This window comes from Nocardioides pacificus (assembly GCF_054775955.1).
Window position 1 is genome coordinate 759,446 of the sequence record NZ_BAAHCI010000005.1, and the last position, 26,106, is coordinate 785,551.

General features: G+C 71.8%; 20 protein-coding genes and 1 tRNA gene. 18 read left to right on the top strand and 3 right to left on the bottom strand.

The window, feature by feature from the left end; all coding sequences use genetic code 11:
• The first annotated feature begins 446 nt into the window (after positions 1–446).
• From ACYU7L_RS06240 to ACYU7L_RS06275, 8 genes are all read left to right on the top strand, one after another.
• A tRNA-Arg gene (locus tag ACYU7L_RS06240) sits at positions 447–531 on the top strand.
• Positions 532–680: 149 nt separating this feature from the next.
• Complete coding sequence (locus tag ACYU7L_RS06245; RefSeq protein WP_460794464.1) at positions 681–1,979, top strand: MFS transporter; 1,299 nt, start codon at positions 681–683, stop codon at positions 1,977–1,979.
• Positions 1,980–2,267: 288 nt separating this feature from the next.
• Positions 2,268–3,635: a chromate efflux transporter gene (chrA, locus tag ACYU7L_RS06250; RefSeq protein WP_460794465.1), complete on the top strand. Its 1,368-nt coding sequence runs from the start codon at positions 2,268–2,270 to the stop codon at positions 3,633–3,635.
• Positions 3,636–3,876: 241 nt separating this feature from the next.
• Positions 3,877–7,602: a nitrate reductase subunit alpha gene (locus ACYU7L_RS06255; RefSeq protein ID WP_460794467.1), complete on the top strand. Its 3,726-nt coding sequence runs from the start codon at positions 3,877–3,879 to the stop codon at positions 7,600–7,602.
• A complete protein-coding gene (gene narH / locus ACYU7L_RS06260) occupies positions 7,602–9,257 on the top strand; it encodes a nitrate reductase subunit beta (RefSeq protein WP_460794468.1) in 1,656 nt (551 codons plus the stop codon). The genes ACYU7L_RS06255 and narH overlap by 1 nt, the downstream gene beginning before the upstream one ends.
• Positions 9,254–10,033 carry a nitrate reductase molybdenum cofactor assembly chaperone gene (gene narJ / locus ACYU7L_RS06265; protein ID WP_460794469.1) on the top strand — a complete coding sequence of 260 codons (780 nt, stop codon included), beginning with the start codon at positions 9,254–9,256 and terminating at the stop codon, positions 10,031–10,033. The genes narH and narJ overlap by 4 nt, the downstream gene beginning before the upstream one ends.
• Entirely contained in the window at positions 10,030–10,803 is a 774-nt protein-coding gene (gene narI / locus ACYU7L_RS06270; RefSeq protein ID WP_460794470.1) for a respiratory nitrate reductase subunit gamma, read from the top strand. The genes narJ and narI overlap by 4 nt, the downstream gene beginning before the upstream one ends.
• A gap of 111 nt (positions 10,804–10,914) precedes the next feature.
• Positions 10,915–12,072, top strand: coding sequence for a baeRF3 domain-containing protein (locus tag ACYU7L_RS06275; RefSeq protein ID WP_460794471.1), 1,158 nt, complete (start codon positions 10,915–10,917; stop codon positions 12,070–12,072).
• Between the two features lie 271 nt (positions 12,073–12,343).
• Here the strand turns inward: ACYU7L_RS06275 and ACYU7L_RS06280 are convergent, their stop codons facing one another.
• Positions 12,344–13,477 (bottom strand): TIGR04053 family radical SAM/SPASM domain-containing protein, encoded by a 1,134-nt coding sequence (locus ACYU7L_RS06280; protein WP_460794472.1) that lies wholly within the window; start codon positions 13,475–13,477, stop codon positions 12,344–12,346.
• Entirely contained in the window at positions 13,474–13,809 is a 336-nt protein-coding gene (locus ACYU7L_RS06285; RefSeq protein WP_460794474.1) for a DUF2249 domain-containing protein, read from the bottom strand. The genes ACYU7L_RS06280 and ACYU7L_RS06285 overlap by 4 nt, the downstream gene beginning before the upstream one ends.
• A gap of 83 nt (positions 13,810–13,892) precedes the next feature.
• On the opposite strand from ACYU7L_RS06285, the gene ACYU7L_RS06290 reads away from it, so the two are divergent.
• The 10 genes from ACYU7L_RS06290 (at position 13,893) to ACYU7L_RS06335 (ending at position 24,115) form a co-directional block, all read left to right on the top strand.
• On the top strand, positions 13,893–15,017 hold the full coding sequence (locus tag ACYU7L_RS06290; protein ID WP_460794475.1) for a hypothetical protein: 1,125 nt from the start codon (positions 13,893–13,895) through the stop codon (positions 15,015–15,017).
• A complete protein-coding gene (locus ACYU7L_RS06295; RefSeq protein ID WP_460794476.1) occupies positions 15,014–17,719 on the top strand; it encodes a multicopper oxidase domain-containing protein in 2,706 nt (901 codons plus the stop codon). The genes ACYU7L_RS06290 and ACYU7L_RS06295 overlap by 4 nt, the downstream gene beginning before the upstream one ends.
• A 30-nt stretch (positions 17,720–17,749) precedes the next feature.
• Complete coding sequence (locus tag ACYU7L_RS06300) at positions 17,750–18,820, top strand: FUSC family protein (RefSeq protein ID WP_460794478.1); 1,071 nt, start codon at positions 17,750–17,752, stop codon at positions 18,818–18,820.
• An 81-nt stretch (positions 18,821–18,901) separates the two neighbouring features.
• Positions 18,902–19,372 carry a VOC family protein gene (locus tag ACYU7L_RS06305; RefSeq protein ID WP_460794480.1) on the top strand — a complete coding sequence of 157 codons (471 nt, stop codon included), beginning with the start codon at positions 18,902–18,904 and terminating at the stop codon, positions 19,370–19,372.
• A 70-nt stretch (positions 19,373–19,442) separates the two neighbouring features.
• Positions 19,443–19,991 (top strand): Dps family protein, encoded by a 549-nt coding sequence (locus ACYU7L_RS06310; RefSeq protein WP_460794481.1) that lies wholly within the window; start codon positions 19,443–19,445, stop codon positions 19,989–19,991.
• Complete coding sequence (locus ACYU7L_RS06315; protein ID WP_460794482.1) at positions 19,991–20,668, top strand: HAD family hydrolase; 678 nt, start codon at positions 19,991–19,993, stop codon at positions 20,666–20,668. Before ACYU7L_RS06310 ends, ACYU7L_RS06315 begins: the two co-directional genes overlap by 1 nt.
• Positions 20,669–20,889: 221 nt before the next feature.
• Entirely contained in the window at positions 20,890–21,846 is a 957-nt protein-coding gene (locus tag ACYU7L_RS06320; RefSeq protein WP_460794483.1) for a sigma-70 family RNA polymerase sigma factor, read from the top strand.
• A gap of 60 nt (positions 21,847–21,906) precedes the next feature.
• The gene (locus ACYU7L_RS06325) at positions 21,907–22,764 is read left to right on the top strand and encodes a GAF and ANTAR domain-containing protein (protein ID WP_460794484.1); all 858 of its coding nucleotides are present in this window, start codon (positions 21,907–21,909) and stop codon (positions 22,762–22,764) included.
• Between the two features lie 116 nt (positions 22,765–22,880).
• On the top strand, positions 22,881–23,906 hold the full coding sequence (locus tag ACYU7L_RS06330; RefSeq protein ID WP_460794485.1) for an iron-containing redox enzyme family protein: 1,026 nt from the start codon (positions 22,881–22,883) through the stop codon (positions 23,904–23,906).
• Positions 23,903–24,115, top strand: coding sequence for a CDGSH iron-sulfur domain-containing protein (locus ACYU7L_RS06335; protein ID WP_460794486.1), 213 nt, complete (start codon positions 23,903–23,905; stop codon positions 24,113–24,115). Before ACYU7L_RS06330 ends, ACYU7L_RS06335 begins: the two co-directional genes overlap by 4 nt.
• A 9-nt stretch (positions 24,116–24,124) precedes the next feature.
• On the opposite strand, the gene ACYU7L_RS06340 is transcribed toward ACYU7L_RS06335, so the two are convergent.
• Positions 24,125–25,999 carry a SpoIIE family protein phosphatase gene (locus tag ACYU7L_RS06340; protein ID WP_460794487.1) on the bottom strand — a complete coding sequence of 625 codons (1,875 nt, stop codon included), beginning with the start codon at positions 25,997–25,999 and terminating at the stop codon, positions 24,125–24,127.
• Positions 26,000–26,106 lie beyond the last annotated feature (107 nt).

The following is a 26,106-nucleotide window of genomic DNA, read 5'->3' on the forward strand; positions in this document are numbered from 1 at the left end:
ATGACTCCTCCTATTTTTTTAATATAGAATCAGATTAGTGGGCTGTCTGGCAACACGCGTGAAACGACTCCTGGCGCTGTGCCCTCCGCTGGATGAGGAGCGCCAATACGCTGGTTGCCGGGTGCGCCACAGCTGGCTAAGAAGAGCCCCTGCGAGAAGAGGAAGGCTGCGGCGGGTCGAACCGTTCGATCCTGCGCCGCGGATCAGGTGCTCGTCGGTCGATCGGTCCGTCACTGAATCTGCGTTGGCCGGTGACCGTCGAGATACGGCACTCCAGTTGACGCGAAGAGGATTGGCGGCAGGGTCAACGTCTCAAATACGGCCCAAGAACCCTGTCGCCCAACTCAAAGCGCGACCTGACCCGCCGGGCTGTGTCTGAACACGACGAGCGGCGGGTACTCCGCTGACCTGGTACTTTGTGGCTAACGAAGCTGACGGCCATAGGCGCGCCTAGTCGTCACCAGGGGCTCGAAATCGCCCCGACCCTGGCTACGGATCAGAAGGTTTGGGGTTCGAATCCCTACAGGCGCACAGATCGCCCCCGGCTCGACCACCTGGTCGCCGGGGGCTTCTTCGTGGGGCGGGTGCCGGGTCGGGACGTGGCAGGACCCAGGCCCATCGTGGCCGGTGTCACCCGAGAAGCGGCGACCACGCGGCTTCGAAGTGCGTAGCGTGATCCCATGCCCGACCTCCGCAGCAGCGGGGCGCGCAGCGACGCGACCGCGGGTGCGACCGGGCGCGGTCCGCTCCGTGACCTCGACCGGTCCACCCGCGGGACCGCATCCACGCCGCCGCTCACGCGCGCCCAGGAGAACGCCGCGTCGACCGCCATCGCCGCCATCGCCTTCCTCGTCGTCACGGGCGAGACGCTGCCGGTGGGCCTCATCCGCGACGTGGCCGACGGGCTGAACGCGTCCGTGGCCCAGGTCGGGCTTACCGTGAGCGGGTACGCCCTGGTCGCGGCGGTGTCGGGTCTGCCGCTGACCCGGTATGCCGCTCGGTTCGACCGTCGTCTTGTCCTGGTCGTCTGCGCACTCACCTTCGGCATCACCCAGCTGATGGCGGCGCTCGCGACCGACCTCTGGGTGTTCCTCGGCGCGCGAGGCATCGCGGCACTGACCCATGGTGTCTACTTCGCCGTCGCCACGCCGGCGGTGGTGCGGTTGGTTCGGGCGGAGGTCAAGGTGCGGGCAGCCAGCCGCGTGGCCGTCGCGTGCTCGCTCGCCCTGGTGCTCGGAACGCCGCTCGGCACGCTCATGGGTGAGGCCGTCGGATGGCGTCCCGCGATGGCGGTCCTGGGTGTCGTGGCGCTGGCGCTCGGACTCGGCGTGGCGCGGCTGCTGCCACCGCTCCCTCCGGTGGCCGGATCGAACGACGCCGTGGTGGGAGGGGTGCTCGCGACCTTGCGCTCGCGCGCCCTGGCGGTCGTGATGCTGGTGACCGTCGTGCTGGTGAGTGCCCACTTCGCGCTCTTCACCTACGTCGCGCCGTACGCCGACGACCGGCTCGACGTGGCGGGGCGTGACTTCTCGCTCCTGCTCCTGGCATACGGGATCACGGCGGTCCTGGGCAGCTGGCTCGCCGGCCGCCTCGCCGAGCATCGGCCGGTCAGCGGGTTCCGGGTGGGCGCGGTGGTCTTCATCGCGTCCCTCCTGGGCCTGTGGCTCGCGAGCACGGTCGACGCGGCTCCGGTGGGGATCGTCCTCTTCGTCGTCTGGGGCGGCACCTTCTCCCTGCTGAGCGTCTCGACCGGGCTCGCGGTGATGCGGCGCACCCACGGCCCTCGTGCCGAGACCGCGTTCGCGGTGCACGGCATCGCCTTCCAGGTCGGCATCGTGGCCGGGTCGGCGTCGGGCTCGTTGATGTACGAGCACGGCGCGCTCCACCTCGTGCCTCTGGTGGGCGCGGGCGCCGGAGCGCTCGTGCTCGCCCTGGCGCTCTGGGGCGGGCGCGCCTTCCGGGGCGGCGCGATGTCGTGAGGGTGCTTCGATGACTCTCTCGCGTCCGGGTGCATCTCCCTCAGTGCACGACAAGCACCTCGACTCCGCGGCGCGGGCGGGCGGGCCTTCGCGGCGGCCGCCCACACCCAGGTCAGCCAGCGCACCGTCGGGTCCATGGAGCGCACCTACGACGGGTTCCTCGGCAGCCAGGACGTCGTGCCCTGCTTCCGGTCCTGACCCCGTGCCGGCTCTGCGCGGACCAGGATCGTCGTCCCTCGTTCGCGGACCTGACACCGCCCGTGCCCCCGGGGACGGCATGATCGGCGGATGCACGACTCAGGGCCCGGCACCCGCGGCGACGTGATCCCCCTGCGCGAGGCGACGCGCGCCTGGTTCGCGATCTCGCTGCAGACCTTCGGCGGCCCGGCCGGCCAGATCGCGGTCATGCAGCGCACGCTGGTCGACGAGAAGCGCTGGATCGGCCAGCAGCGGTTCCTGTTCGCACTGTCCTACTGCACGCTGCTCCCCGGGCCCGAGGCGCAGCAGCTCGCGACGTACATCGGCTGGCTGCTCAACGGGGTCCGCGGCGCGCTGATCGCGGGGATCCTGTTCATCCTCCCGGGGGTGGTCGCGCTGCTGGCGCTGTCGGGAATCTACGTCGCGTACGGCGAGAGCACGCTGGTCGAGGCGGTCTTCCTGGGACTCGGCCCGGCGGTCATCGCGATCGTCGCCCAAGCGCTGCTCCGGGTCGGCCACCAGGGCCTCGGCCACCCGGCCCTGGTCGCACTCGCGGTCGTCTCGTTCCTGGCGCTGACGCTGTTCGCCGTACCGTTCCCGGTCGTCGTGGGCTGCGCGGCGCTGGCGGGCTGGCTCCTGGGGCGCGCCATCCCCGGCCTGACCACCCCGCGACCGCGGCCCGCCGACGACGGCCCGGCACCCCTGATCAGCGATGAGGCCCTGCACGCCGAGCGCCCCTCGGGCCGGCGCAACGCGACGATCCTCGTCGTCGGGCTCACCCTGTGGGCCACCCCGGTCGCGCTGGCCGCCGTGCTCCTCGGCCGCTCCAGCGTCTTCGTCGACCAGGGGCTCTTCTTCTCCGGCGCGGCCCTGGTCACCTTCGGCGGCGCCTACGCCGTGCTGGCGTACGTCGCGCAGCAGGCGGTCGACGTCTACGGCTGGCTCGCCCCGGGCGAGATGGTGCGCGGGCTGGCGCTCGCGGAGACGACTCCCGGGCCGCTGATCATGGTGGTGCAGTTCGTCGCGTTCGTCGGCGCCTACCGCGCGCCCGGCCCCCTCGACCCGTGGCTGGCCGCGGTGCTCGCCGCGCTGCTGACCACCTGGGTGACGTTCGTGCCGTGCTTCCTGTTCATCCTCCTCGGCGCGCCCTACGTCGAGCGGCTGCGCGGCAACCGGAGCCTGGCGTCCGCGCTGACCGGCGTCACCGCGGCGGTGGTCGGGGTGATCGCGAACCTGGCCGTGTTCTTCGCGCTCCACACGCTGTTCGACGAGACCGGCCGGGTGACGACGGGGCCGCTCAACCTCGCCTACCCCGAGCTCGACTCGCTGCAGCCCGCGGCCCTGGCGATCACGGTGCTCGGCTGCGCGCTGATCTTCTGGCGCGGCTGGTCGGTGCTGCGCACGCTGGGCGTCTGTGCGCTCGTCGGCGTCGCCGTGGGCCTGGGCCCGCTGTCCTGATCGCCCCTGCCGGTCGCCCCGGCCGGTCGCCTAGCACAGCGCCGACATGGGCGAATGACACTTCCGAGGGGTCAGGGTCCTCTTTTCCACGGGGTCGAAGGTCCCGCGTGATGGGGCCCAAGCGCAGGTCCGGCTGAGCCCTGCACAGAGCAACCTTCTCTCGGCGGACGTCTCCTTCCCTGGGGTGACTCTCGCGGCGCCTTCGCCGCGGTCCGTCTCATCTCGAGAAGGAGCCTTCTTCGTGCGCCATGGAGAACCCCGTCCCAGCTCGCCGCCCAGCAACGACCGGGTCCCCGGGACGGGCCCGCTGCTCGCCGCGCGTCGCTTCCTCACCCGCGACACCGTCGGCGACTCCGGCCGCACGATCCACCACATCGAGGGCGCCGAGGGCTCCGCGTGGGAGTCGTTCTACCGCGACCGCTGGAGCTACGACAAGGTCGTCCGCTCCACCCACGGCGTCAACTGCACCGGCTCCTGCTCGTGGAACGTCTTCGTCAAGGACGACCTGATCACGTGGGAGCACCAGGCCACCGACTACCCGACGACCGGCGAGGACTCCCCGGACTACGAGCCCCGCGGCTGCCCGCGCGGCGCGTCGTTCTCCTGGTACGAGTACTCCCCGTCGCGGGTGCGCCACCCCTACGTCCGTGGCGCCCTCGCCGAGATGTACCGCGACTCGCTCAAGCGGCTCGGCGACCCGGTCCTCGCCTGGGCCGACATCGTCGAGAACCCCATCAAGGCCCACATCTACAAGAGCCAGCGCGGCCGTGGCGGCTTCGTGCGGATGGACTGGGACGAGGTGACCACGATGGTGGCCGCCGCCCACGTCCACACCACCAAGAAGTACGGCCCGGACCGCGTCGTCGGCTTCTCCCCGATCCCCGCGATGTCGATGGCCTCCTTCGCCGCCGGCACCCGCTACCACGCGCTGCTGGGCGGCACGCTGCTGAGCTTCTACGACTGGTACGCCGACCTCCCGATCGCCTCCCCGCAGGTGTGGGGCGACCAGACCGACGTCCCCGAGGCGGGCGACTGGTGGAACTCGACCTACCTGATCATGTGGGGCTCCAACATCCCGGTGACCCGCACGCCCGACGCGCACTTCCTCGCCGAGGCGCGCTACCGCGGCACCAAGGTCGTCGCGGTCAGCCCCGACTACGCCGACAACGTGAAGTTCGCCGACGACTGGCTGGCCCCGCACCCCGGGACCGACGGCGCGCTGGCGATGGCGATGGGCCACGTCGTGCTGGCGGAGTTCTTCCGCGACCGCCAGGTCCCCTACTTCACCGACTACGTCCGCAAGTTCACCGACCTGCCCTTCCTGATCACGCTGCGTGAGCGCGACGGGGTCTGGACCTCGGACCGGTTCCTCACGGCGGCCGATCTGGGGGACATCGAGGAGGGCGCGGCCCACAAGACCGTGCTCGTCGATGACCGCACCGGCGACCTGGTCGTGCCCAACGGCTCGCTCGGCTTCCGCTGGAACGACGCCGGCATGGGCAAGTGGAACCTCGACCTCGAGGACGTCGTCCCGTCCGTGGGCCTCGACGACCACGCCACCGGCGCGGTCGAGGTCGACCTGGCCCGCTTCGACATCGGCGACACCGAGGGCGGCACCATCATGCGCCGCGGCGTACCGGTGCGTCAGGTCGGCGAGCACCTGGTCACCACGGTCTTCGACCTGCTGATGGCGCAGTACGGCGTGAAGCGCGGCGACCTGCCCGGCACCTGGCCGACCGGGTACGACGACGCCACCCAGCCCAACACGCCCGCCTGGCAGGAGGAGATCACCGGGGTCCCGGCCGAGCTGGCCGCCAAGATCGGCCGCGAGTTCGCCCGCAACGCCGAGCGCAGCCAGGGCCGCTCGCTGATCGCGATGGGCGCCGGCGCCAACCAGTGGTTCCACTCCGACATGACCTACCGCGCGTTCATCGCGCTGGTCACGCTCACCGGCTGCCAGGGCGTCAACGGCGGCGGCTGGGCCCACTACGTCGGGCAGGAGAAGGCGCGCCCGATCACCGGGCAGCAGCACATGTCCTTCGCGTTCGATTGGCAGCGCCCGATGCGCCACCAGGCGAGCACGCCGTTCTGGTACCTCCACACCGACCAGTGGCGCTACGAGCGGGTCCCCGCCGACGAGCTCTCCTCGCCGCTGGGCACCGGCCGCCTCGACGGGATGTCCTTCGCCGACACGGTCGCCGCCGCGCAGCGGATGGGCTGGTCGCCGGGCCACCCGGCGTTCAACCGCAACCCGCTCGACCTCACCGACGAGGCCGCCGCCGCCGGCGTCCCCGTCGCGCAGCACATCGTCTCCGAGCTGCAGGCCGGCCGGCTCCAGGCCACCGCCGACGACCCGGACGACCCGGCCAACTTCCCGCGCTGCCTGACCCTGTGGCGGGCCAACCTGCTCGGCTCCTCGGGGAAGGGCAACGAGTACTTCATGCGCCACCTGCTCGGCGTCGACACGCTGGCCAGCGCCGAGGAGTGCGGCCCCGACGAGCGCCCGCGCGACGTGACCTGGCGTGAGGACGCCCCCACCGGCAAGCTCGACCTGCTCACCGCGATCGACTTCCGGATGACCAACACCGGCCTGCACAGCGACGTCGTGCTGCCCGCCGCCACGTGGTACGAGAAGCACGACATCTCCACCACCGACATGCACCCGTTCGTGCACTCGTTCAGCCCGGCGGTCGAGCCGCCGGCCGACGCGCACACCGACTACGACGCATTCCTGGCGATCGCCGACCGGTTCAGCGAGCTGGCCGTCACCCACCTCGGCGTACGACGCGACGTGCTCGCCGCGCCGCTGCAGCACGACACCGCCGACGAGCTGGCGACCCCCGGCGGACGGGTCCGCGACTGGAAGGCGCGCCCCGGCCACCCGGCCGAGTGCGAGCCGATCCCGGGCGTCACGATGCCCAAGCTCATCGAGATCGAGCGCGACTACACCCAGATCGGCGCCAAGATGCGCGCGGTCGGGCCGCTGCTCGACAAGCTCGGCACCACGACCAAGGCGATCACCGTCGACGTCACCCAGGAGCTGGAGTACCTGCGCCACCAGAACGGCGTCGTCGCCGACGGTCCCTTCAAGGGGCGTCCGTCGCTCGCCACCGCCGACCGGATGTGCGAGGCGATCCTGGCGCTGTCCGGCACCACCAACGGCCGGGTCGCCGAGGAGGGCTTCCGCCGCCTCGAGGAGCGCACCGGGCAGCCGTTCGTGGACCTGATCGAGGGCCACGAGACCGACCACATCACCTACCCCGACACCCAGCGCGCGCCGCAGCCGGTCTTCACCAGCCCGGAGTGGTCGGGCTCGGAGAAGGGCGGCCGCCGCTACTCGCCGTTCACGCTGAACGTCGAGCGGTCCAAGCCCTGGCACACGCTGACCGGCCGCCAGCACTTCTTCGTCGAGCACGACTGGGTCGCCGAGCTCGGCGAGCAGCTGCCGGCGTTCCGTCCGCCGCTCAACATGGCGCGCCACTTCGGGCCGCCCGGTGAGCTGGTCGACGGGGGAGTGACGGTGCGGTTCCTCACGCCGCACGCGAAGTGGTCGATCCACTCGATGTACCACGACAACGAGCTGATGCTCGCGCTCTCGCGCGGCGGCCCGGTGATCTGGATGAGCGTCGAGGACGCCGCCAAGATCGGCGTCGCCGACAACGACTGGATCGAGGCGGTCAACCGCAACGGCCTCGTCGTGGCCCGTGCGGTGGTCAGCCACCGGATGCCCGAGGGCACCTGCTTCCAGTACCACTCGCCCGAGCGCACGGTGAACGTGCCGAAGGCCGAGAAGAGCGGCCGTCGTGGCGGCTACCACAACTCGATGACCCGGCTGCTGATCAAGCCGACCCACCTGGCCGGTGGTCACGCCCAGCTGACCTACGCCTTCAACTACTACGGCCCCATCGGGAGCCAGCGCGACGAGATCACCGTCATCCGTCGACGCACGCAGGAGGTGCAGTACTGATGAAGCTTCGCGCGCAGGTCGCCATGGTCATGAACCTGGACAAGTGCATCGGCTGCCACACGTGCTCGGTCACGTGCAAGCAGACGTGGACCAACCGGGAGGGCACCGAGTACGTCTGGTTCAACAACGTCGAGACCAAGCCGGGCATCGGCTACCCCAAGCACTACGAGGACCAGGACAAGTGGCACGGGGGGTGGATGCTCGACAAGAAGGGCCGGCTCACGCTGCGCTCGGGCAGCCGCACCAAGCGGCTCAGCCGGATCTTCGCCAACCCCGACCTCCCGGCGCTCGAGGACTACTACGAGCCCGCGACGTTCGACAAGGACGTGCTGGTCAACGCGCCCGCCGGCCTCAAGGACACCCCCGTCAAGCAGCCGCGCTCGGCGCTCACCGGCAAGCCGATGTCGGTGGAGTGGGGGGCCAACTGGGAGGACAGCCTCGGCGGAGCGCACGAGCGCGCCGACCAGGACCCCAACATCGTCAAGATGGACCCGGCCGTGGTGGCGGAGAAGGTCAAGTTCGAGTTCGAGAAGACCTTCATGTTCCACCTGCCGCGGATCTGCGAGCACTGCCTCAACCCCGCGTGCGTCTCGGCCTGCCCCTCGGGCGCGATGTACAAGCGCGAGGAGGACGGCATCGTCCTGGTCGACCAGGACAAGTGCCGTGGCTGGCGGATGTGCGTCTCGTCGTGCCCCTACAAGAAGGTCTACGTCAACCACTCCACCGGCAAGGCGGAGAAGTGCACGTTCTGCTTCCCGCGGATCGAGGCCGGCCAGCCGACGATCTGCTCGGAGACCTGCGTGGGGCGGCTGCGCTACCTCGGCATCGTCTTCTACGACGAGGACGCCGTGCTCGCCGCCGCGTCGGTCGAGGACGAGAAGGACCTGCTCGACGCCCAGCGCAACGTGTTCCTCGACCCGCACGACGCGGGCGTGCAGCAGGCGGCCCGTGAGGCCGGGATGCCGCAGGAGTGGCTCGACGCCGCGATGGCCTCGCCGGTGTGGAAGCTGATCAGCGAGTACCGCATCGCGCTGCCGCTGCACCCGGAGTACCGCACGCTGCCGATGGTCTGGTACGTCCCGCCGCTCTCGCCGGTGCTCGACGCCGTCGGGGCGGCCGGGCGCGACGACACCGACGCCGACGACGTCTTCCACACCATTCGCGACCTGCGGATCCCGGTGGAGTACCTCGCCGAGCTCTTCTCCGCCGGCGACGCCGACGTGGTCGCGGGCGTGCTGATGAAGCTCGCCGCGATGCGCTCCTACATGCGGGTGCGCACCCTCGACGGCACCGTCGCCGAGGAGCTGCTCGACGGCATCGACATGACCGCCGACCAGGTGGAGGCGATGTACCGGCTCCTCGCGATCGCGAAGTACGACGAGCGCTACGTGATCCCGAAGGCCTACAGCAAGGACGCCGCCGCCCTCGAGGCGCAGGCTGCCGCCCAGAACGACTGCTCCCTGGACTGCTCGGGCGGACCGGGCATGGGTGGGGACGGGACGGCCGAGGGCTCGGCCGTGGTGGGGGCGTCGGTGGAGAGCTTCCACCTCGTCGACACCGACGACGAGGTCCGTGCCGGCGGCACGGGGCTCTTCCTGCGCCGCAAGGACGGCCGCTCCGGGCTGAACATCTCGCCGGCGGGAGGGCCAGCATGAAGTCGGGCACGAGGTCTGGCACCAGGGGGGCCTCGAGCGTCGAGCCGGCCGACCGGGTCCGGGTCTTCGAGCTGGCCGCGCTGCTGCTGACCTACCCCGACGACGAGCTGCGCGGAGCCCACGACGGGCTGTGCGCGGCCGCCGCCGCGATCGGTCACGACGAGGCGCGCGCCGCGATGGAGGAGTTCCTGGCGTGGTTCGGCTCCACCGAGCTGAGCGCCGTCCAGCGCCACTACGTCGCGACGTTCGACCTGCAGCGCAAGTCGGGGCTCTACCTCACCTACTACCTGCACGGCGACACCCGCAAGCGGGGCGTGGCGCTGCTGACCCTCAAGCAGCGCTACCGGGCGCGTGGGCTGAAGCTGGCCGCCGGCGAGCTGCCCGACCTGCTCCCGGTCGTGCTGGAGTTCGCGGCGATGGTCGGCCCCGGCGACGGGGAGGCGCCGCTGCGCCAGCACCGCAGGGGCCTCGAGCTGCTCCGAGCCGCGCTGGACAGCACCGGCTCGCCGTACCTCCACGTGCTGGACTCCATCACCCTCTCCCTGCCGCCGCTCACCGACGCCGACCGGGAGGCCATCGCGGCCCTCGCGGTCGACGGCCCGCCGGTGGAGTCGGTCGGGCTCGCGCCCTACGGCTCGGAGCTGGAGGGCCCGCCCGGCGCGGACGAGCTGGCCCAGATCGGCGTCGCGCCGTATCCCACCTGTCCCACGTCCCCCACGTCACCAGCGCCCTCGCCGTCCTCGTCGTCGCACTCCTGCTCGGAGGTCTCCACATGAACCACTTTGTCTGGGTCGTCGTGCCCTACCTGTGCCTCACCGTCTTCATCGTGGGTCACGTCTGGCGCTGGCGCCACGACCAGTTCGGCTGGACCACGCACACCAGCCAGCTCCTCGAGGGCCGGATCCTGCGTCTCGGCTCGCCGCTGTTCCACCTCGGTGCGCTCGGCGTGATCGCCGGGCACGTGATGGGGCTGCTCGTGCCCGCCTCGTGGACGTCGGCCGTCGGCATCTCCGACCACGCCTACCACGTCGTCGCGGTCGGCGGCGGGACCGTCACCGGCACCATGCTGGTGGCCGGCCTGCTGATCCTGCTCGCCCGCCGCGTGCTGCACGGGCGGGTGCGCCAGACGACCACGATGTCGGACCGGGTGCTCTATGCCGCCCTGGTGCTGATGATCGGGCTGGGGATGGTCTCGGTGCTCAGCCAGTACGTCGGCCACGGCTACGACTACCGCGAGAGCATCGCCGTGTGGTTCCGCGGGGTCTTCTGGTTCCGCCCCGAGACCGCGCTGATGGTCGAGGCGCCGCTGGTCTACCAGCTGCACGCGCTCGGCGGCTTCCTCTTCATGGCCATATGGCCCTTCACCCGGCTGGTCCACGTGTGGTCGGCGCCGCTGGCCTACCTGTGGCGCCCGTACGTCGTCTACCGCGGTCGCAGCGGTGCCGTGCCGACCGCCGCCATGTCCCCCTCGCTGACTCGCGACGCCGGTCTGCCGCCCCTGGACCCGGGCGCCGACGTCGCCGTACGGCGGGAGCCTGTGAGGTAGCCGACCCTTCGGGGGAGGGGGGTGCGCGCGCTGGGTCGGAGGGGCATGATCGAAGCCAGGTCCCGTCGTGAGGACGGCACCGCCCCGCAGTCCCCGGATGAAGGAGAACGTATGTTCAGCACGTCCGACCTGACCCGCCTGGCCGCCGTCGAGACCCCGCTCGCGGTATCGATCTTCCTGCCCACGCATGTGGCGGGAGCCGACGTGCGACAGGATCCGATCCGGCTGAAGAACCTGGTGGGCCGCGCCCGCGAGGAGCTGCTGGAGGCGGGGATGCCCGCCGGTGAGGCGGATGCGGTGCTGGCGCCGGCGCTCGCCCTGCTGGACGACGAGTTCTTCTGGCAGCACCTGGACATCGGTCTCGCGCTCTTCCTCGACCACGACGGGCTGCGCTCCTTCCAGGTGCCCCTCGAGCTGGAGGAGCAGGTGACGGTAGGACCCGGCTTCCACACCAAGGCGCTGCTCCCGCTGCTCGCCGCCGACGGCGCGTTCCGGGTCCTGGCGCTCGCGGCGCGGAAGGTGACGCTCTACAACGGGTCCCGGTTCGCGCTCGTCGAGGACGGTGCCGCGGAGCTGCCGAACGGCATCCAGGACGACGCGGCGGAGTCGGACTACCAGAATCCCGTCCAGGCCTCGCCCGCAGCCCGGGGCGCCGGATCGACGGCGGCCATCGGCAACGCCCAGGTCTACGGCGACAGCCCGCCGGAGTGGCGCAAGACCCAGCTCGTGGAGTTCGCCCACAAGGTGGCGGCGGCGATGGACACGGTCACCTCGCACCGCAAGCTGCCCGTCGTACTCGTGGCGGACGCGGAGCTCGGCGGCCACTTCCGCAAGGCCAGCGGCCTCGGCCCGCTCCTCGAGGCGGCCATCGAGACCCACCCCGAGTCGCTGGACCGGGGGCGGCTGCACGACGTCGCCTACGACGCGATCCGGCCGCGACTCGACACCACCCGCCGCGACGCCGTCGAGCGCTTCGCCGCGCTCAAGGGCCAGCACGACCCGAAGGTCGCGTGGGGCCTCGAGCACCTGGTGAAGTCGGCGCACCGCGGCCAGGTCGAGACACTGATGCTGCGGATGGATCCGACCATCTGGGGCACCTTCGACGCCGAGGCCGGCAAGGTCACGATCAGCGAGACCCCCCACCCGACCTGTCAGGACCTCGTCGAGCGCGCCGCCGCGATGACCCTGGAGCACGGCGGCACCGTCCACGTGCTGGACCCCGAGGACCTGCCCGAGATGGAGTTCGCCGCCGCCATCCTCCGCTTCTGACCCCGAGTAGGCGCAAGTGCGCAGCCTGAGACCGCCGAGTCGGCGCGAGTGCACAGGCGTACGGCGCTGAGTCGGCGCGAGTGCGCGTGAAGATGCGCCGACTCGGCTGTGAAGATGCGCCGACTCGGCGGGGCGGGGGTGCGGCGGACCCGGGGCGCGTCGTACTGACCACACGAAACCCGCACTTCCCACGTGATCCTTCACGTGGGAAGTGCGGGTTTCACACGTTAACTCGTGAAACGTGTGGCACGCGTGGCTCCTGGGACGCGCCTCAGCCGGCCCAGGCAGCCGGGACGTAGGCGCAGGCGGGGTCGGAGGCGAGGGGGTCGCCGGTGACGGCGAAGGCCCGGCCGCGCTGGCCGCCGCAGACGTCGCGGAACTCGCACACCCCGCACTTGCCGGTGAGGGCGTCGGGGTCGCGCAGCGCCTTGAAGAGGGCGTTGTTGCGATAGACGTCGACGATGTCGTCGGTGCGGACGTTGCCGACCGAGATCGGCAGGAAGCCCGACGGCATGATCTCGCCCAGGTGGGAGATGAACACGAAGCCGCGGCCGTCGTTGACGCCGTGCTTGGGTCGGGCCAGGCCGTCGCCGAAGGCGAAGCCCGCGCCGGCCACGCCCTGGCCGCCACGGGTGGCGGCGATCCGGCGATACATCGGCGCAGCCGTGGCCTTCACGTCGAAGTCACCCTCGAGTGAGAGGTCGAAGAGCCAGTTGAGGACCCGCTCGTGCTCCTCGGCCGTGATCATCGAGAGCTCCTGGCCCCGGCCCATCGGCACCAGGAAGAAGACGCTCCACTGGACCGCTCCGACCTCGCGGACGAACTCCACCATCTGCGGCAGCAGGTCGAGGTTGTGGGTGCTGACGGTGGTGTTGATCTGCGCACTCAGCCCGATCTCGTGGGCGTTGTGGAGGATGTCCATCGTCCGCTGCCACGAGCCCTTGACCTTGCGGAACTCGTCGTGGACCTCGGGGGTCGGCGCGTCCAGGCTCAGCGCGATCCGTCGTACGCCGGCCTCCTTAGCCCGCTTGAGCCGCGCCGTCGTCGGCAGCGCCGTCGCGGTGGGCGTGAGCGAGCAGCGCAGACCGGCCTCGGCGGAGTATTCGATGAGGTCGAAGAGGTCCTTGCGCATCATCGGGTCCCCGCCGGTGAACACCATGATCGGCGAGCCGAACTCGGCCAGCCGGTCGATGAGGGCGAAGCCCTCCTGGGTGCTCAGCTCGTTGGGGTTGCGCCTGTGCTGCGCGTCGGCGCGGCAGTGCACGCACGAGAACGCGCAGGCCCGGGTGACCTCCCAGGCGATCGTGAACGGCGCCTGGTCGAAGTCGACCTCGGCCATCCAGCCGTTGCGCAGGTTGCGCTCGAGCCGGTGCGCCGGAGGGGCCGCTGCAACGGGGGGTGTCATTGCGGGAGACGGCGGACGAGCTGGATCTTCCAGGCCTCCGGGCCGCGCTCGACGTAGCTGATGTCGAAGGCGCCGGGCTCGCGGTCCTCGAGCTGCGCGAGCAGCGGGAGCGGGTCGTGGGGCGCGACGAGAACCATGCCGGCGCCGGGTGCGACACCGCTCAGGGCGCCGAAGATCGTGGCGTGGCGGATCGCGTGCGGCACCAGCCGCGCGTCGAGCTCGGGGTGGCCGCTCTCGACCTCGCTGCAGCCGCAGCTGCTGCCGCCGCCACCGTTGCCGCCCCCGCAGCCGCCGGTCTTCTTCACTTCGGTGATTCCCAGATCGTGCGTCATTGCGCGCTCCCTCGACAGGCCCATTTCGGGCGATTCAGACCGTCCGTTGGCGGCCGATGAATGATTTTAGTACAGTCCACTCCGTGGAAAACATTGGGTCGTTGAAGACCCGCCCGGCGCGGCGTACGGCGCTGCGCGGCGCTCTCGCCGCACCGGCCGCTCTGGCGCTGCTCGCGGGCATCGATGCAGGCCTGGTGCTGCTCGGCCTGCCCGCACCGGTCACCGCTGACCGGCTGCCCGACGTGCACGGCGTGCTGATGGTCCTGGGGTTCGTGGGCACCCTGATCGCGCTCGAGCGCGCGGTCGCCCTGCGCCACGCCGCGGGCCTGCTGGCACCCGGCCTGCTCGGTGCCGGCGTGCTGACCACGCTGAGCCCGCTGCCCCTCGAGGTGGGGCAGTCGCTGCTCGTCGCGGGAGCCGCGGCCCTGATCGCGGTGTACGTCCCGCTGTGGCGCCGGCAGCGCGACGACGCAGTCCTGGTGCAGATCCTCGGCGCGGTGCTCGCGCTCGGCGCGGCCGTACTCTGGCTGGGCGGCGTGCCCGTCCCGACCCTGTTGCCCTGGCTGGTCGGCTTCGTCGTGCTGACCATCGCCGGCGAGCGGCTCGAGCTGGCTCGGATCGCGATGAGCCCGTCCGCCGGTCCGCTGCTCGTGCTCCAGGCCGGCGCCCTGTGCGCTGCGGTGACCGCCTCGCTCCTGTGGCCGGACACCACGGTGCTGCTCGGGATCTCGCTGCTGGTCCTCGTCGCCTGGCTGGTCCGTCACGATGTGGCCCGCCGCACCGTCACCGGCGCCGGGCTCCCACGCTTCATGGCGGCATGCATGCTGGCAGGCTATGCCTGGCTCGCGGTCGCCGGAGCGGTTTGGCTGGTGTCAGGACCAACGTCCCATGGCGCGTCGTACGACGCCGTCGTGCACGCCGTCTTCCTCGGCTTCACCGTGTCGATGATCATGGCCCACGCGCCGGTGATCCTGCCCGCCGTGCTCGGCCGGTCCTTGCCCTACCACCCGCTGCTGCAGCTGCCCGCGGCCCTGCTTCACGTCTCGCTGGTGATCCGACTCTGGGTCGGTGACGCGCTGGGCTCCGCCGACGCCTGGCAGCTCGGCGGCGCCCTCAACATCGTCGCGGTGCTGCTCTTCGCAGCCGTCGCCGTGTGGTCCGCGACGCGCACCGTCCCCGCCAGCAGTCCCGCCAGGAGCACCACGTGACCATCACCATCGAGCCCGCACCTTCGCCGGGTCCCTCCCGGGCGTCAGGCGCCGCCCGCCGACGTGGCTTCGCGCCGCTGCGAGACCTGCCGGCGCTGCTCTGGCTGATGGCGCTGGTGGCCACGACGCTGGTCCACCCCTGGCTGCCCGCGCCGCGCTGGCTGATGATCCACCTGCTCCTGCTCGGAGCGGTCACCCACTCGATCGTCGTGTGGAGCAAGCACTTCGCCGACGCGGTGCTGCACACCCCCACCGACGAGCGCGAGCTGCGGCTGCGCAACGTCCTGCTGGCCACCCTCAACCTGGGGGTCGTCGGCGTGATCGCCGGCGTCCTCGCCTCGGTCTGGGCGGTCACGCTCGTCGGCGCGCTCGCCGTCGGTGGTGCCGTGCTGGCCCACGGGGCGCTGCTCCTGCGCCAGCTGCGCCGGTCGCTCCCGGCCCGCTTCTCCGGGACCGTCCACTACTACATCGCCTCGGCGTCGTTCCTGCCCGTCGGCGGCGCGCTCGGGACGGTCCTGGCCCGCGGGCTCGGGGACCCGTGGCACTCCCGCGTGCTGCTCGCCCATGTGGTCATCAACCTGCTCGGCTGGGTCGGCATCACCGTCGCCGGCACCCTCGTGACGCTGTGGCCGACCATGCTGCGCACCCGGCTCGGCGAGGGCAGCGAGGCGGCCTCGCGCCGGGCGCTGCCGCTGCTGATCGTCGCCGTGCTGGTGGCCGCGGGCGGCGCCCTGGTCGGTCAGCTGATCGTGGTCGCCGTCGGCCTCGCGTGGTACGTCGTGGCGCTGGGGCTGCTGGCGTTGCCGCTGGGCCGTGCCGCCCGCAAGCGTCCGCCCGCCTCCCACCCGACCTGGTCGGTGCTGGCCGGCGTCACCTGGCTGATCGGCTGCCTCGTCGGTCTCGTGATCGCCCTGGTCACCGCGTCAGGGTGGGAGCAGGCCGGCGAGCGCTTCGACTGGGTGGTGCCCTTCCTGGCCGCCGGCTTCGGGGCGCAGGTCCTGCTCGGGGCGCTCGGCTATCTGGTGCCGATGGCACTGGGCGGTGGACCCGCCCCTGTCCGAGCAGCCAACGAGGTGATGGACCGCGGCGGCGCGCTGCGGATCGCGGCCGCCAACGCCGGGCTGGTCGTCTGCGCGTTGCCCGTCCCGAGCCTGGTGCGCGTGCTCGCCTCCGTCGTCGCGCTCGTGGCGCTGGCGTCCTCGGTGCCGCTGCTGCTGATCGCCATCCGCACCTCCCACCGCACCCGCACGGCCACCGACGCAGACCGTGCGGCGGGGGTCGCGCCGGTCCGCGGCCCGGTCGGCACCGGGCGTCCGCGCGGGCAGGTCGCGGGCCTGGCCTCGGCCGGGATCGCCGCCGTCGTGCTCGCGGTCGCGGTGGGCGTCTCCCTCGACCCGCTCGCCCTCGGTGGGGCCGGGGCCCAGGCCGACGCCGCCGGCGGGGCCACCTCCACCGGTGAGACCACGACCGTGCAGGTCACCGCGGAGGACATGCGCTTCTCGCCGGCGGTCATCGAGGTGCCAGCCGGGGACCGGCTGGTCATCGAGATCACCAACGCCGACGACGACGTGCACGACCTCGTGCTCGAGTCCGGCGAGTCCAGCGGTCGCCTGGCGGCCGGAGAGAGCGCCGAGATGGTGGTCGACGTCGTCGGCCGCGACCTCGACGGCTGGTGCTCGGTCGTCGGGCACCGGCAGATGGGCATGGTGCTCGAGGTCCGGGCCATGGGCGCTGCCCCCGCGGGGGAGGGCAGCGCCCATGCCGACCACGACCACGGACCCGCTGAGGCAGAACCCGCCGCCGAGCCAGCTGACGCCGGCGACGGGGGACCCGCCGTCCGCGACCCGATGGCCGTGCCCGAGGACGGCTTCCTGGCTCGCGACGCGGTGCTCCCGCCGCTCAGCGACGCCCGCGTGCACCGTCGTACCCTCACCGTCACCGAGGTCGAGCGCGACGTCGCGCCCGGCGTCAGCCAGACCCTGTGGACCTATGACGGCCAGGCGCCGGGACCGACGCTGCACGGCCGGGTCGGCGACGTCTTCGTGATCACGCTGGTCAACGACGGCACGATCGGCCACTCCATAGACTTCCACGCGGGGGCGCTCGCGCCCGACCGGCCGATGCGCACGATCGCGCCCGGGGAGTCGCTGACCTACCGGTTCACCGCGACCCGGGCCGGGATCTGGATGTACCACTGCTCGACGATGCCGATGTCGGCCCACATCGCCAACGGCATGTTCGGTGCCGTGGTGATCGAGCCGCGCGGCCTGTCGGAGGTGGACCGCAGCTACCTGCTGGTGCAGTCCGAGCACTACTACGGCCCGCAGGGCGGCCCGGTCGACGCCGTCGCTCTCGCCGCGGAGCAGCCCGACGCCGTGGTCTTCAACGGCTATGCCAACCAGTACGACCACGACCCGCTGCCGGCGAAGGTGGGGGAGCGGGTGCGGGTCTGGGTGCTCGACGCCGGTCCCAACCGTGCGACGTCGTTCCACGTCGTCGGCGGCCAGTTCGACGCGGTGTGGGCCGAGGGCGCCTACCTGCTGGAGCGGTCGCGGCACTCCGGAGCCCAGAGCCTGGGACTCCAGGCGGCGCAGGGCGGGTTCGTCGAGCTGAGCTTCCCCGAAGCCGGTCACTATCCGTTCGTCTCGCACGTGATGGTCGACGCCGAGCGCGGAGCGCACGGGCTCTTCGACGTGCGCTGAGCCCTTCCGCCAACAGGTTAGGTTCGAGGGATGCTCCGCCGACTGCTCACCCTGGTCGTACGTCACCCCCGGGTGCACGTCTCCGTCAAGGCCGCCGTCGCGGCCACCCTCGCCTGGCTCGCCATCGTGCCGCTGGGAGGCGTCGCCGACGACTACCCCTACTACGCGCCGCTCGGAGCGGTCATCTGCGTGTCGACCACGGTCGCGAACACGATGCGTACGGCGGTGCAGGCCGGGGTCGCGATCCTCCTCGGCGCGCTCCTGGCGATGGCCGCGCGCGCCGCCGACCTGCAGCCGGTGCTCGCGCTGGCGTTCGTGGTCGCGGTCGGGACCCTGCTGGGCGGGTGGCGGCGGATCGCGGCGATGGCGAGCTATGTGCCGGTGGCCGCGCTGTTCGTGCTGATCCTCGGGGGCCGCGACCCCTCGCACTACGTGATCGGCTATCTCGGGCTGACCACGCTCGGTGGTGCGATCGGCATCGCCATCAACGCCGCGTTCCCGTCGCTGCCGCTCTCCTCGACCCAGCACACCCAGGACTCGCTGCGCCGGACGCTGGCCGACCAGCTGGACGACCTCGCCGACGGCCTCGAGCAGGACCGGCTGCTGTCCCCTGAGGAGTGGAGCAAGCGGCAGTGGGCGATCTCTCCGCGTGCCCGACAGATGCAGCAGATGGTGCAGGAGGCCACCGAGGCCCGACGCGCCAACTGGCGGGCCAGGCGCTGGGCAGAGGAGGCGGACCGGGTCTACCAGCAGGCGCGCGCCCTGGAGCAGCTGGCGTTCCTGGTCGAGGACATCACCGTCCTGGTGACGCGCAGCGAGCACTCCGACCGGCACGAGGTGGCGCTGGGGGCGGCCCTGCGCCCGCCCGCCGCCAACGCCCTGCGCCTGACCGCGACGGCGCTGCGCTCGGTCGACGAGCCGGACGGCGGGATGGGCGCGCAGACGGCGGCGCACGAGGCGGTCCGACAGCTGGCCGAGGCGATCATCGCGGCGCGGGCCGGGACGGGCGAGGAGCTCTTCGCCGCCGGGACCGTGGTGACGGCGCTGAGGCGGGCGCTGGACGCGCTCACCCCCGATGCGCAGCTGATGCGGATGCCCTGAGGGGCCGATGAGTCTCGGCCGGTCGGCCGGTCGTCCTAGCAGGCCCGCCTCTCAGCAGGCCCACGACGACAGGAGACCGCCATGCCCCTCATCAAGCCCTCCCTCTGGTTCGACGACGACCTCGAGGAGGCGATCGACTTCTACACCGGGCTCTTCCCGGGGAGCTCGGTCGGCGAGGTCCAGCGCTACGGACCGGAGGGTCCGGGGCCCGAGGGGGCCGTGATGGCCGCCTCCTTCACGCTCGGGGGCGTGGAGTTCACCGGGATCAACGGAGGACCCGCCTTCGCCTTCACCGAGGCCGTGTCGTTCACCGTGGGGTGCGCCGACCAGGCCGAGATCGATCGCTACTGGGAGGCGCTCACCGCCGACGGGGGCGAGGAGTCGATGTGCGGCTGGCTCAAGGACCGTTTCGGCCTGAGCTGGCAGATCGTCCCGGCCGACCTCGGGGCGCTGCTGCAGCGGCCCGGTGCCGTCAAGGCGATGCTGGGCATGCGCAGGCTGGTCATCGCCGACCTCGAGGCGGCCGGGGAGCAGGCAGCGCCGCTCGGCTGAGCGCGTTTGTTCGGCTCGGGGCGCGGGTACTCACGAGGGGTCCCGTTCTTCGACAGCCAGGAGTGAACTCGTGAGCGTCTCGTACACCGTGCCCGGACTGACCGCCGACGCCAGCGGCAAGGTCATCGACGTCCTGCAGGGTCGGTTGAGTGCCTACAACGACCTGCACCTCACGCTGAAGCACATCCACTGGAACGTCGTGGGCCCGCACTTCATCTCCGTCCACGAGATGATCGACCCGCAGGTCGACCTCGTCCGCGGCTACGCCGACGAGGTGGCGGAGCGGATCGCCACGATGGGCGGCTCGCCGCGCGGCACCGTCGGTGCCGTGGTCGCCGACCGGACCTGGGACGACTACTCGCTGGGACGCGACACCGTCCTCGCCCACCTCGGCGCCCTGGACCAGGTCTACAACGGCCTGATCGAGGAGAGCCGCAAGGCGATCGAGCTCGTCGGGGAGATCGACCCGATCACCGAGGACGTCCTGATCGGACACACGGCGGAGCTGGAGAAGTTCCAGTGGTTCGTCCGCGCCCACCTCGAGAGCGTCTCGGGCCAGCTCTCCACCGCCGGCGCCGACTCCGAGAAGGCAGCCGCCGACGCCAGCCGCACCGACTGATGGGCGACGAGCACCAGGACCGCGCCGCCGGGGCCGCGGTCGTCTACCTCGACGGCACGCTCGTGGACTCCGTCTATCAGCACGTGCTCGCCTGGGCCCAGGCCTTCCGCGAGGTCGGCGTCGTGGTCCCCCTGTGGCGGCTGCACCGTGCCATCGGCATGGGCGGCGACAAGCTCGTCGAGCACGTGGCCGGCGAGACCGTCGAGCGGGCGATGGGCGACCAGCTCCGCGAGATGCACGACCGCAACTTCGACGAGCTGATCGAGCGGGTGCAAGTGCTGGACGGTGCCTCGGAGCTGCTGTCCGCGTTGCGCACGCGGGGACTCCAGCTGGTCCTGGCCAGCTCGGGAGCGCCGGAGCACACCGAGCGGCTGCTGGCCAAGATCGAGGACCGAGACGCCTTCGGTGAGGTCGTGTCGGGCTCCGAGGCCGAGGGCACCAAGCCCGATCCGGACCTGATCCAGGTGGCGATGGAGCGGCTCGGGGTCCGTGACGCGGTGGTCCTGGGGGACGCCGTGTGGGACATCAAGGCGGCGACGACCGCCGGCGTGCGGTCCGTCGGGCTGCTGACGGGTGGCTTCTCCGAGGCCGAGCTGCGCGAGGCTGGAGCCGTCGAGGTGTACGAGGACGCGCGGGCACTGCTCGAGGCACTGGACGGGTCCGTTCTCCGCGCGTAGCTGTCGCGGCGCCGTCGCGGGGGAACGGCGCCGCGAAAGAATCTGGTGGTCCAGACCAGTTGGGTGGTTTAGCCGGGCTGAGCCGGGGAAGGGTTGAACGCGGCCCGGCTGTTGAAACCGGCTGGGCCGCGTGAAGCGACAGCGTGAAGTACCCGTGTGAATCACCACCTGCTGAAGACACCGGCGGGCATGGCGCATAGTTCACCCCCCAGGACTACCGCATGCAGCACACCGTGACACCCGCACAGTCCCTCTCCGTCGAGTCGGCTCCCCTGATCGCCGACGTGGACCTCGATGTCCTCACCGCGGCCCCGGACGGCCTCACCGAGGATGTCCCTCTGCGCGACGAGGACCTCGACGACGCCCTGGCCGAGGCCCAGGCCCAGGGCGATGCCCGGCTCTCCCGGGCCCGCCGCCAAGAGCTCACCGCGCTCCTCCTGCAGCGCGCGTCCGTGGCCACGGACGAGCAGGTCCGCGACGCGGCCCTCGACCACGTCGTCGTGCTCAACATGGTGGTCGCCCGCTCGATGGCGGCGCGTCATCGCGACAAGGGCATCCCGATCGAGGACCTCGAGCAGGTCGCCTACCTCGCGTTGATCCGGGCGGCCCGCCAGTTCGACACCGGCCGCGAGCACAACTTCCTCTCCTACGCCGTGCCCACCATCAGAGGCGAGCTGCGCAAGTACTTCCGCGACCTCGGCTGGACCGTGCGCCCGCCCCGTCGGGTGCAGGAGATCCAGTCTCGGGTCGTCGCCGCGCGCGCCACCCTCGCGCAGGGTGGAGGTCCGGTGCCGACCGTCGCGCAGATCGCGGCCAGCATCGACGAGGACGAGGAGTCGGTGGCCGAGGCCCTGTCGGCCGAGGGCTGCTTCTTCCCCACGTCGCTGGATCGTCCGATGGGTGAGGACTCCTCGATGACGCTCGGAGACAGCCTCGTCCACGACGACGAGAGCGAGCGCGAGGCGGCCGAGGCGCGCGTCGTGCTGCGTCCCGTCGTACGCCGGCTGCGCGAGCGCGATCGCCGGATCCTCCAGCTGCGCTACTTCGAGGGCTGCACGCAGCAGGAGATCGCCGACGAGATCGGCGTGACCCAGATGCAGGTCTCTCGCCTGCTCACCCGCATCCTGCGCGACCTCGGATCCTGGTTGGGTGAGGACGAGGACCTGCCGACCCGGTGAGTTGGTTGAAACTGGCCGGATCTGGTTTCCGCCAGGTCTGGTTCGGGTAGACCGTCAGACATGTCCGCCTCGCACGATCCCCTGCGCTCCGGCACTCCGCATCACACAGGTGAGCTCGAGAGCGTCCCCCCGCTCCAGGACGAGGCCTCGTCCACGGAGGCCAGCGCCGCGACCTTCGCCGCCTTGAGCGAAGACCTCATCGCCGGTCACGACGAGCAGCCGACCATCGAGCGCATCTGCGAGCGAGCGCTCGAGGTCGTGCCGGCGGCCGAGGTCTGCGGGGTCACCCTGCGTCGGCGGCGGGGCCGCCTCGAGACCGTGGCGGCCACCGGCTCGCTCGCGGAACAGTGCGACCAGTTGCAGTACGAGCTCGGCGAGGGCCCATGCATGTCGGCGGCGCTCGAGGCCGAGACCTTCCTCGTCCGCGACGTCGGTGTCGACGAGCGCTGGCCCCGGTGGGGTCCCGCCGTCGCGGAGCTGGGGGTGCGCTCGGTGCTCGCCGTCCAGCTGTCCTCGGCCACCATCGACAGCCCGCACGACGCGATCGGGGCCGTCAACCTCTACAGCAGCCAGCAGGGGGCCTTCGACACCTACGACGTCGAGGTCGCCTCGATCTATGCCACGCACGCGGCCAACGCGCTCGCCGCGGCCCAGATCGTTACCGGCCTGGAGGCCGCCGTCCAGGGCCGACACCTGATCGGCGTCGCCCAGGGCATCTTGATGCAGCGCTACGAGATGACGATGGAGCAGTCCTTCGACACCCTGCAGCGCTATTCGAGCACCACCAACACCAAGCTGCGCGACCTGGCGCGGATGGTCGTGATGTCGCGTGGGCTGCCGCAGCTCAACGGCAACGACGCCGCCGACGCCTCCGCGAGGCTCCCCGAGTCGCGGCCCGGGAAGCTCGACCCCGCCTGAGTCTTGCGTCGGGGCCGTGATCGCAGCCACCTCCGTCGGCGATCGGCGCTCGGCATGAGCGCCCGCTCAGGCGGGTACCACTCCACCGTGCAACGCCCCGAGAGGACAGAACGACGATGAAGCTCCCCGCCCCGCGCGGCCCCCTGAGCCAGCGCGTGCTGCTCGCGCTCCAGGACGGCCCGGCAGCCGTGGACCTGGACTCCGACGAGCTGCACTCCGGCTGGCAGCGCTCCGCGGCCGCCGGGGGGCTGGCGGCCGACGCGGACGCGCAGCTCGCACTCTGGGTGCTCTACGAGCTCCACTACCGAGGCTTCGAGGGGACCGACCCGGCTCTGGAGTGGAGCCCCGAGCTGATCCGGCTCCGGCTGCGCCTCGAGGAGGCCTTCGAGGCCGAGCTCCGCTTGCGGACCGACGCCGACGTCGACGCGGCCCTGGAGGGGAACCGGTCGCTGGTGGACCAGCTGCTCGGCCTGATCGAGGCGATGGACGGCGGCAACCTCGCGTCGTACCTCCAGCGCGACGCGGACCTCGCGCAGATCCGCGAGTTCCTGCGGCTGCGCAGCATCTATCACCTCAAGGAGTCCGACCCCCAGGCCTTCCAGATCGCCCGGCTCGACGGGCCCGCCAAGGTGGCGCTGGCCGAGCTGCAGTACGACGAGTTCGGCGGGGGCCGGCCCGAGCGGCTGCACGCGAGGCTCTACGCCGACGCGCTGCGCGCCGCCGAGCTCGACGACGGCTACGGCGCCTACATCGACGAGGTCACGCCGCTGACGCTCGCGGTCAACAACGTGATGTCGCTCTTCGGGCTGCATCGTCGGCTGCGGGGCGCCTCCCTGGGCCACCTCGCCGCCTTCGAGGCCACCAGCTCCGTGCCGTGCCGCCGGATCGCGGCCGGGATCGAGCGCGTGGGCCTGCCCGACGAGGTCGCTGCCTACTTCCATGAGCACGTCGAGGCGGACGCCGTCCACGAGGAGGTCGCCGTGCGCGACATCTGCGGCAACCTGGTCGCCGACGAGCCGGAGCTGGCTCGCGACGTGCTCTTCGGTGCGGCTGCCTGCCTGGCCCTCGACGCCCTCGCCGGCCAGGAGCTCGTCGATCGCTGGCAGCCGAGCGAGCGCGTGCTGACGGGGGCCGCGTCGTGAGCCGGCGGGCGGGCGAGGACCGCACCGTCCAGGTCCGTACGACGAGCCCGGGCGGACCGCTGCTGGTCCGCGGCGCCGACACCATCCGCGACGACCAGGGCGTGGAGCACGAGGTCACCCGCCCCGTCGTCGCCGTCTGCGCCTGCGACCGCTCGCAGCGCAAGCCGTGGTGCGACGGCACCCACAAGTTCGTCCGCCAGTCTCGCTGACTGACCGGGTCAGAACTCCCGCGTGCGGTAGGGGAGGGCGACCAGCTCCAGGACGTGCTGCGCGGGCGAGCCGGCGGCGGCGATCAGCTTGACCTCGGCGCCGTGCTCGTCCCCGCGGCGCACGGCCTCGAAGAGCTCCCGCACCGCGACGCCGGCGAGCATGGTGGCGCCGCTCAGGTCCACGGTCACCGTCGAGGTGCCGGCACGGCCCGCGTGCAGGAGGGCGAAGCGCAGTCGCTCGTTGGCCTCGCGGTCCAGCGGTCCCTCGACCCGCACCCGCCCGGGGAGTCGGTGGATCTCGGTCTCTGCGACGGCCTCGGCACCGGGCAGCCGGTGGGGCGCGTCCGACGTCTCCAGCAGGGTCACCGGCCGCATCAGCCGGTGCTCGATGCACACGGTGGTGCCCTGGTCGGAGCGCTGCACGGTGAGCTGGTCGACGAGTCCGGCGGCGAGCATCAGGCCGAGGCCGTCCTCGCCGGGGTCGGGCTCGCGCCACCGGCCCTGGTCGTGCACGGCCACGCTCAGCTGTCCGTCGTCGCCGAGCTGGGCGCGCACGGACAGCTCGCCGGTCGATGAGGTGTCGTAGGCGTGCTGTGCGGCGTTGCTGACCGCCTCGTGGCAGGCCTGCAGGATCGCCGAGCGGTCCAGGCGGCGGGTGCCCAGGTCGTCGAGCCAGTCGCCGAGCTGGTGACGCACCGTGCTCAGCTCGGCCGGGTCGGCGGGGATCTTGATGTCGAGCGGCTCGGCCGGCGGGGTGCGCTGGGCGAGCAGCAGCGTCGCGTCGTCGTCGAGGCCGGACTGGGCGACCATCTGGGCGAGGACCTTGGAGCCGACCTCGCTGAGGGTGCCGGGTCGCGGCTGCTTGGCGTGGGCGCCGCCCGCGATCCGGGCCAGCTCGACGGTGCTCTCGCTGCTCGGGCGGCCGGGGCGTTCGATCAGACCGTCGGAGTACAGCGCGAGCAGCATGCCCGGGTCGAGCATGTCGTACGTCGAGTTGTAGGTGGAGCGGGTGCCCAGCGGGCCGTGACGCGACGGGGCCAGGTAGCGGAACTCGCCCTGCATGCCCACCAGGAGCGGCGGCGGGTGACCGGCTGAGCAGTACTCCAGCTCGCCGGTCCACGAGTCGATGACCACGATGCACAGCGTGGTGCCGGGGGCGTCGGGCTGGCCGAGCGAGAAGCGGTCGAGCGTGATCATGGTCTCCGCGGGCGAGGCGCCGCTCTCGAGTCGCTCGTGGGCGACCGCCTGGAGACGCGCCATCACGGCCGAGGCCTCGGCGCCGTGGCCGATCACGTCGCCGACGACGAGCGCGAGTCTGCCGTCGGGCAGCAGGACGGTGTCGAACCAGTCACCGCCGGCGTTGCCGCCGGGAGAGGCGAAGAGATAGCCGGCGGCGATCGAGAGCCGCGGCAGCACGGGAACCCCGGGGGGGAGCAGGGCGTCCTGCATCTCCGTCACCAGGTCGACCGGCTCGACGGCGGCCGCGGCCATCGCGCTCTCCCGGGCGGCGGCCATCAGGTCCTCACCGAACGCCGCGACACCGACCACCTCGCCGGACGTATCGCGCCAGGGGTGCAGGGTGAGATCGAGGTCGACCTCGCGGGTGCCGGCCGGCTCCTTCACGCTGACCGTCCAGCCACGCCCCCGGGCCGGCTGACCGGTGCGCACCACCTGGTCGAACAGCTCCCAGCGGCCGAGGCCCGGCAGCGCCGTACGCGCGGGTCGACCCACGGCGGAGTGGGCCGAGAGGAGGGTGCGGGCGGCCGCGTTGATGGCCGCGATGTCGAGTGAGCCGGCGCGGAAGAGGATCACCGGCTGCGGGTGGTGCTCGAACGCCCAGGCCGCAGCTGTGGGGTCTCCCGAGATGTTCGCGTCATGCTCCACGTCGTGCAGCTCCCCTCGTCAGACGGGTGGGGTGTCTGTGCTGGTCAGATCTGCTGGGTGGGTCGGTACCCAGCCCCGCTGATTCGACTCATCTTGCCGGGTGGGTG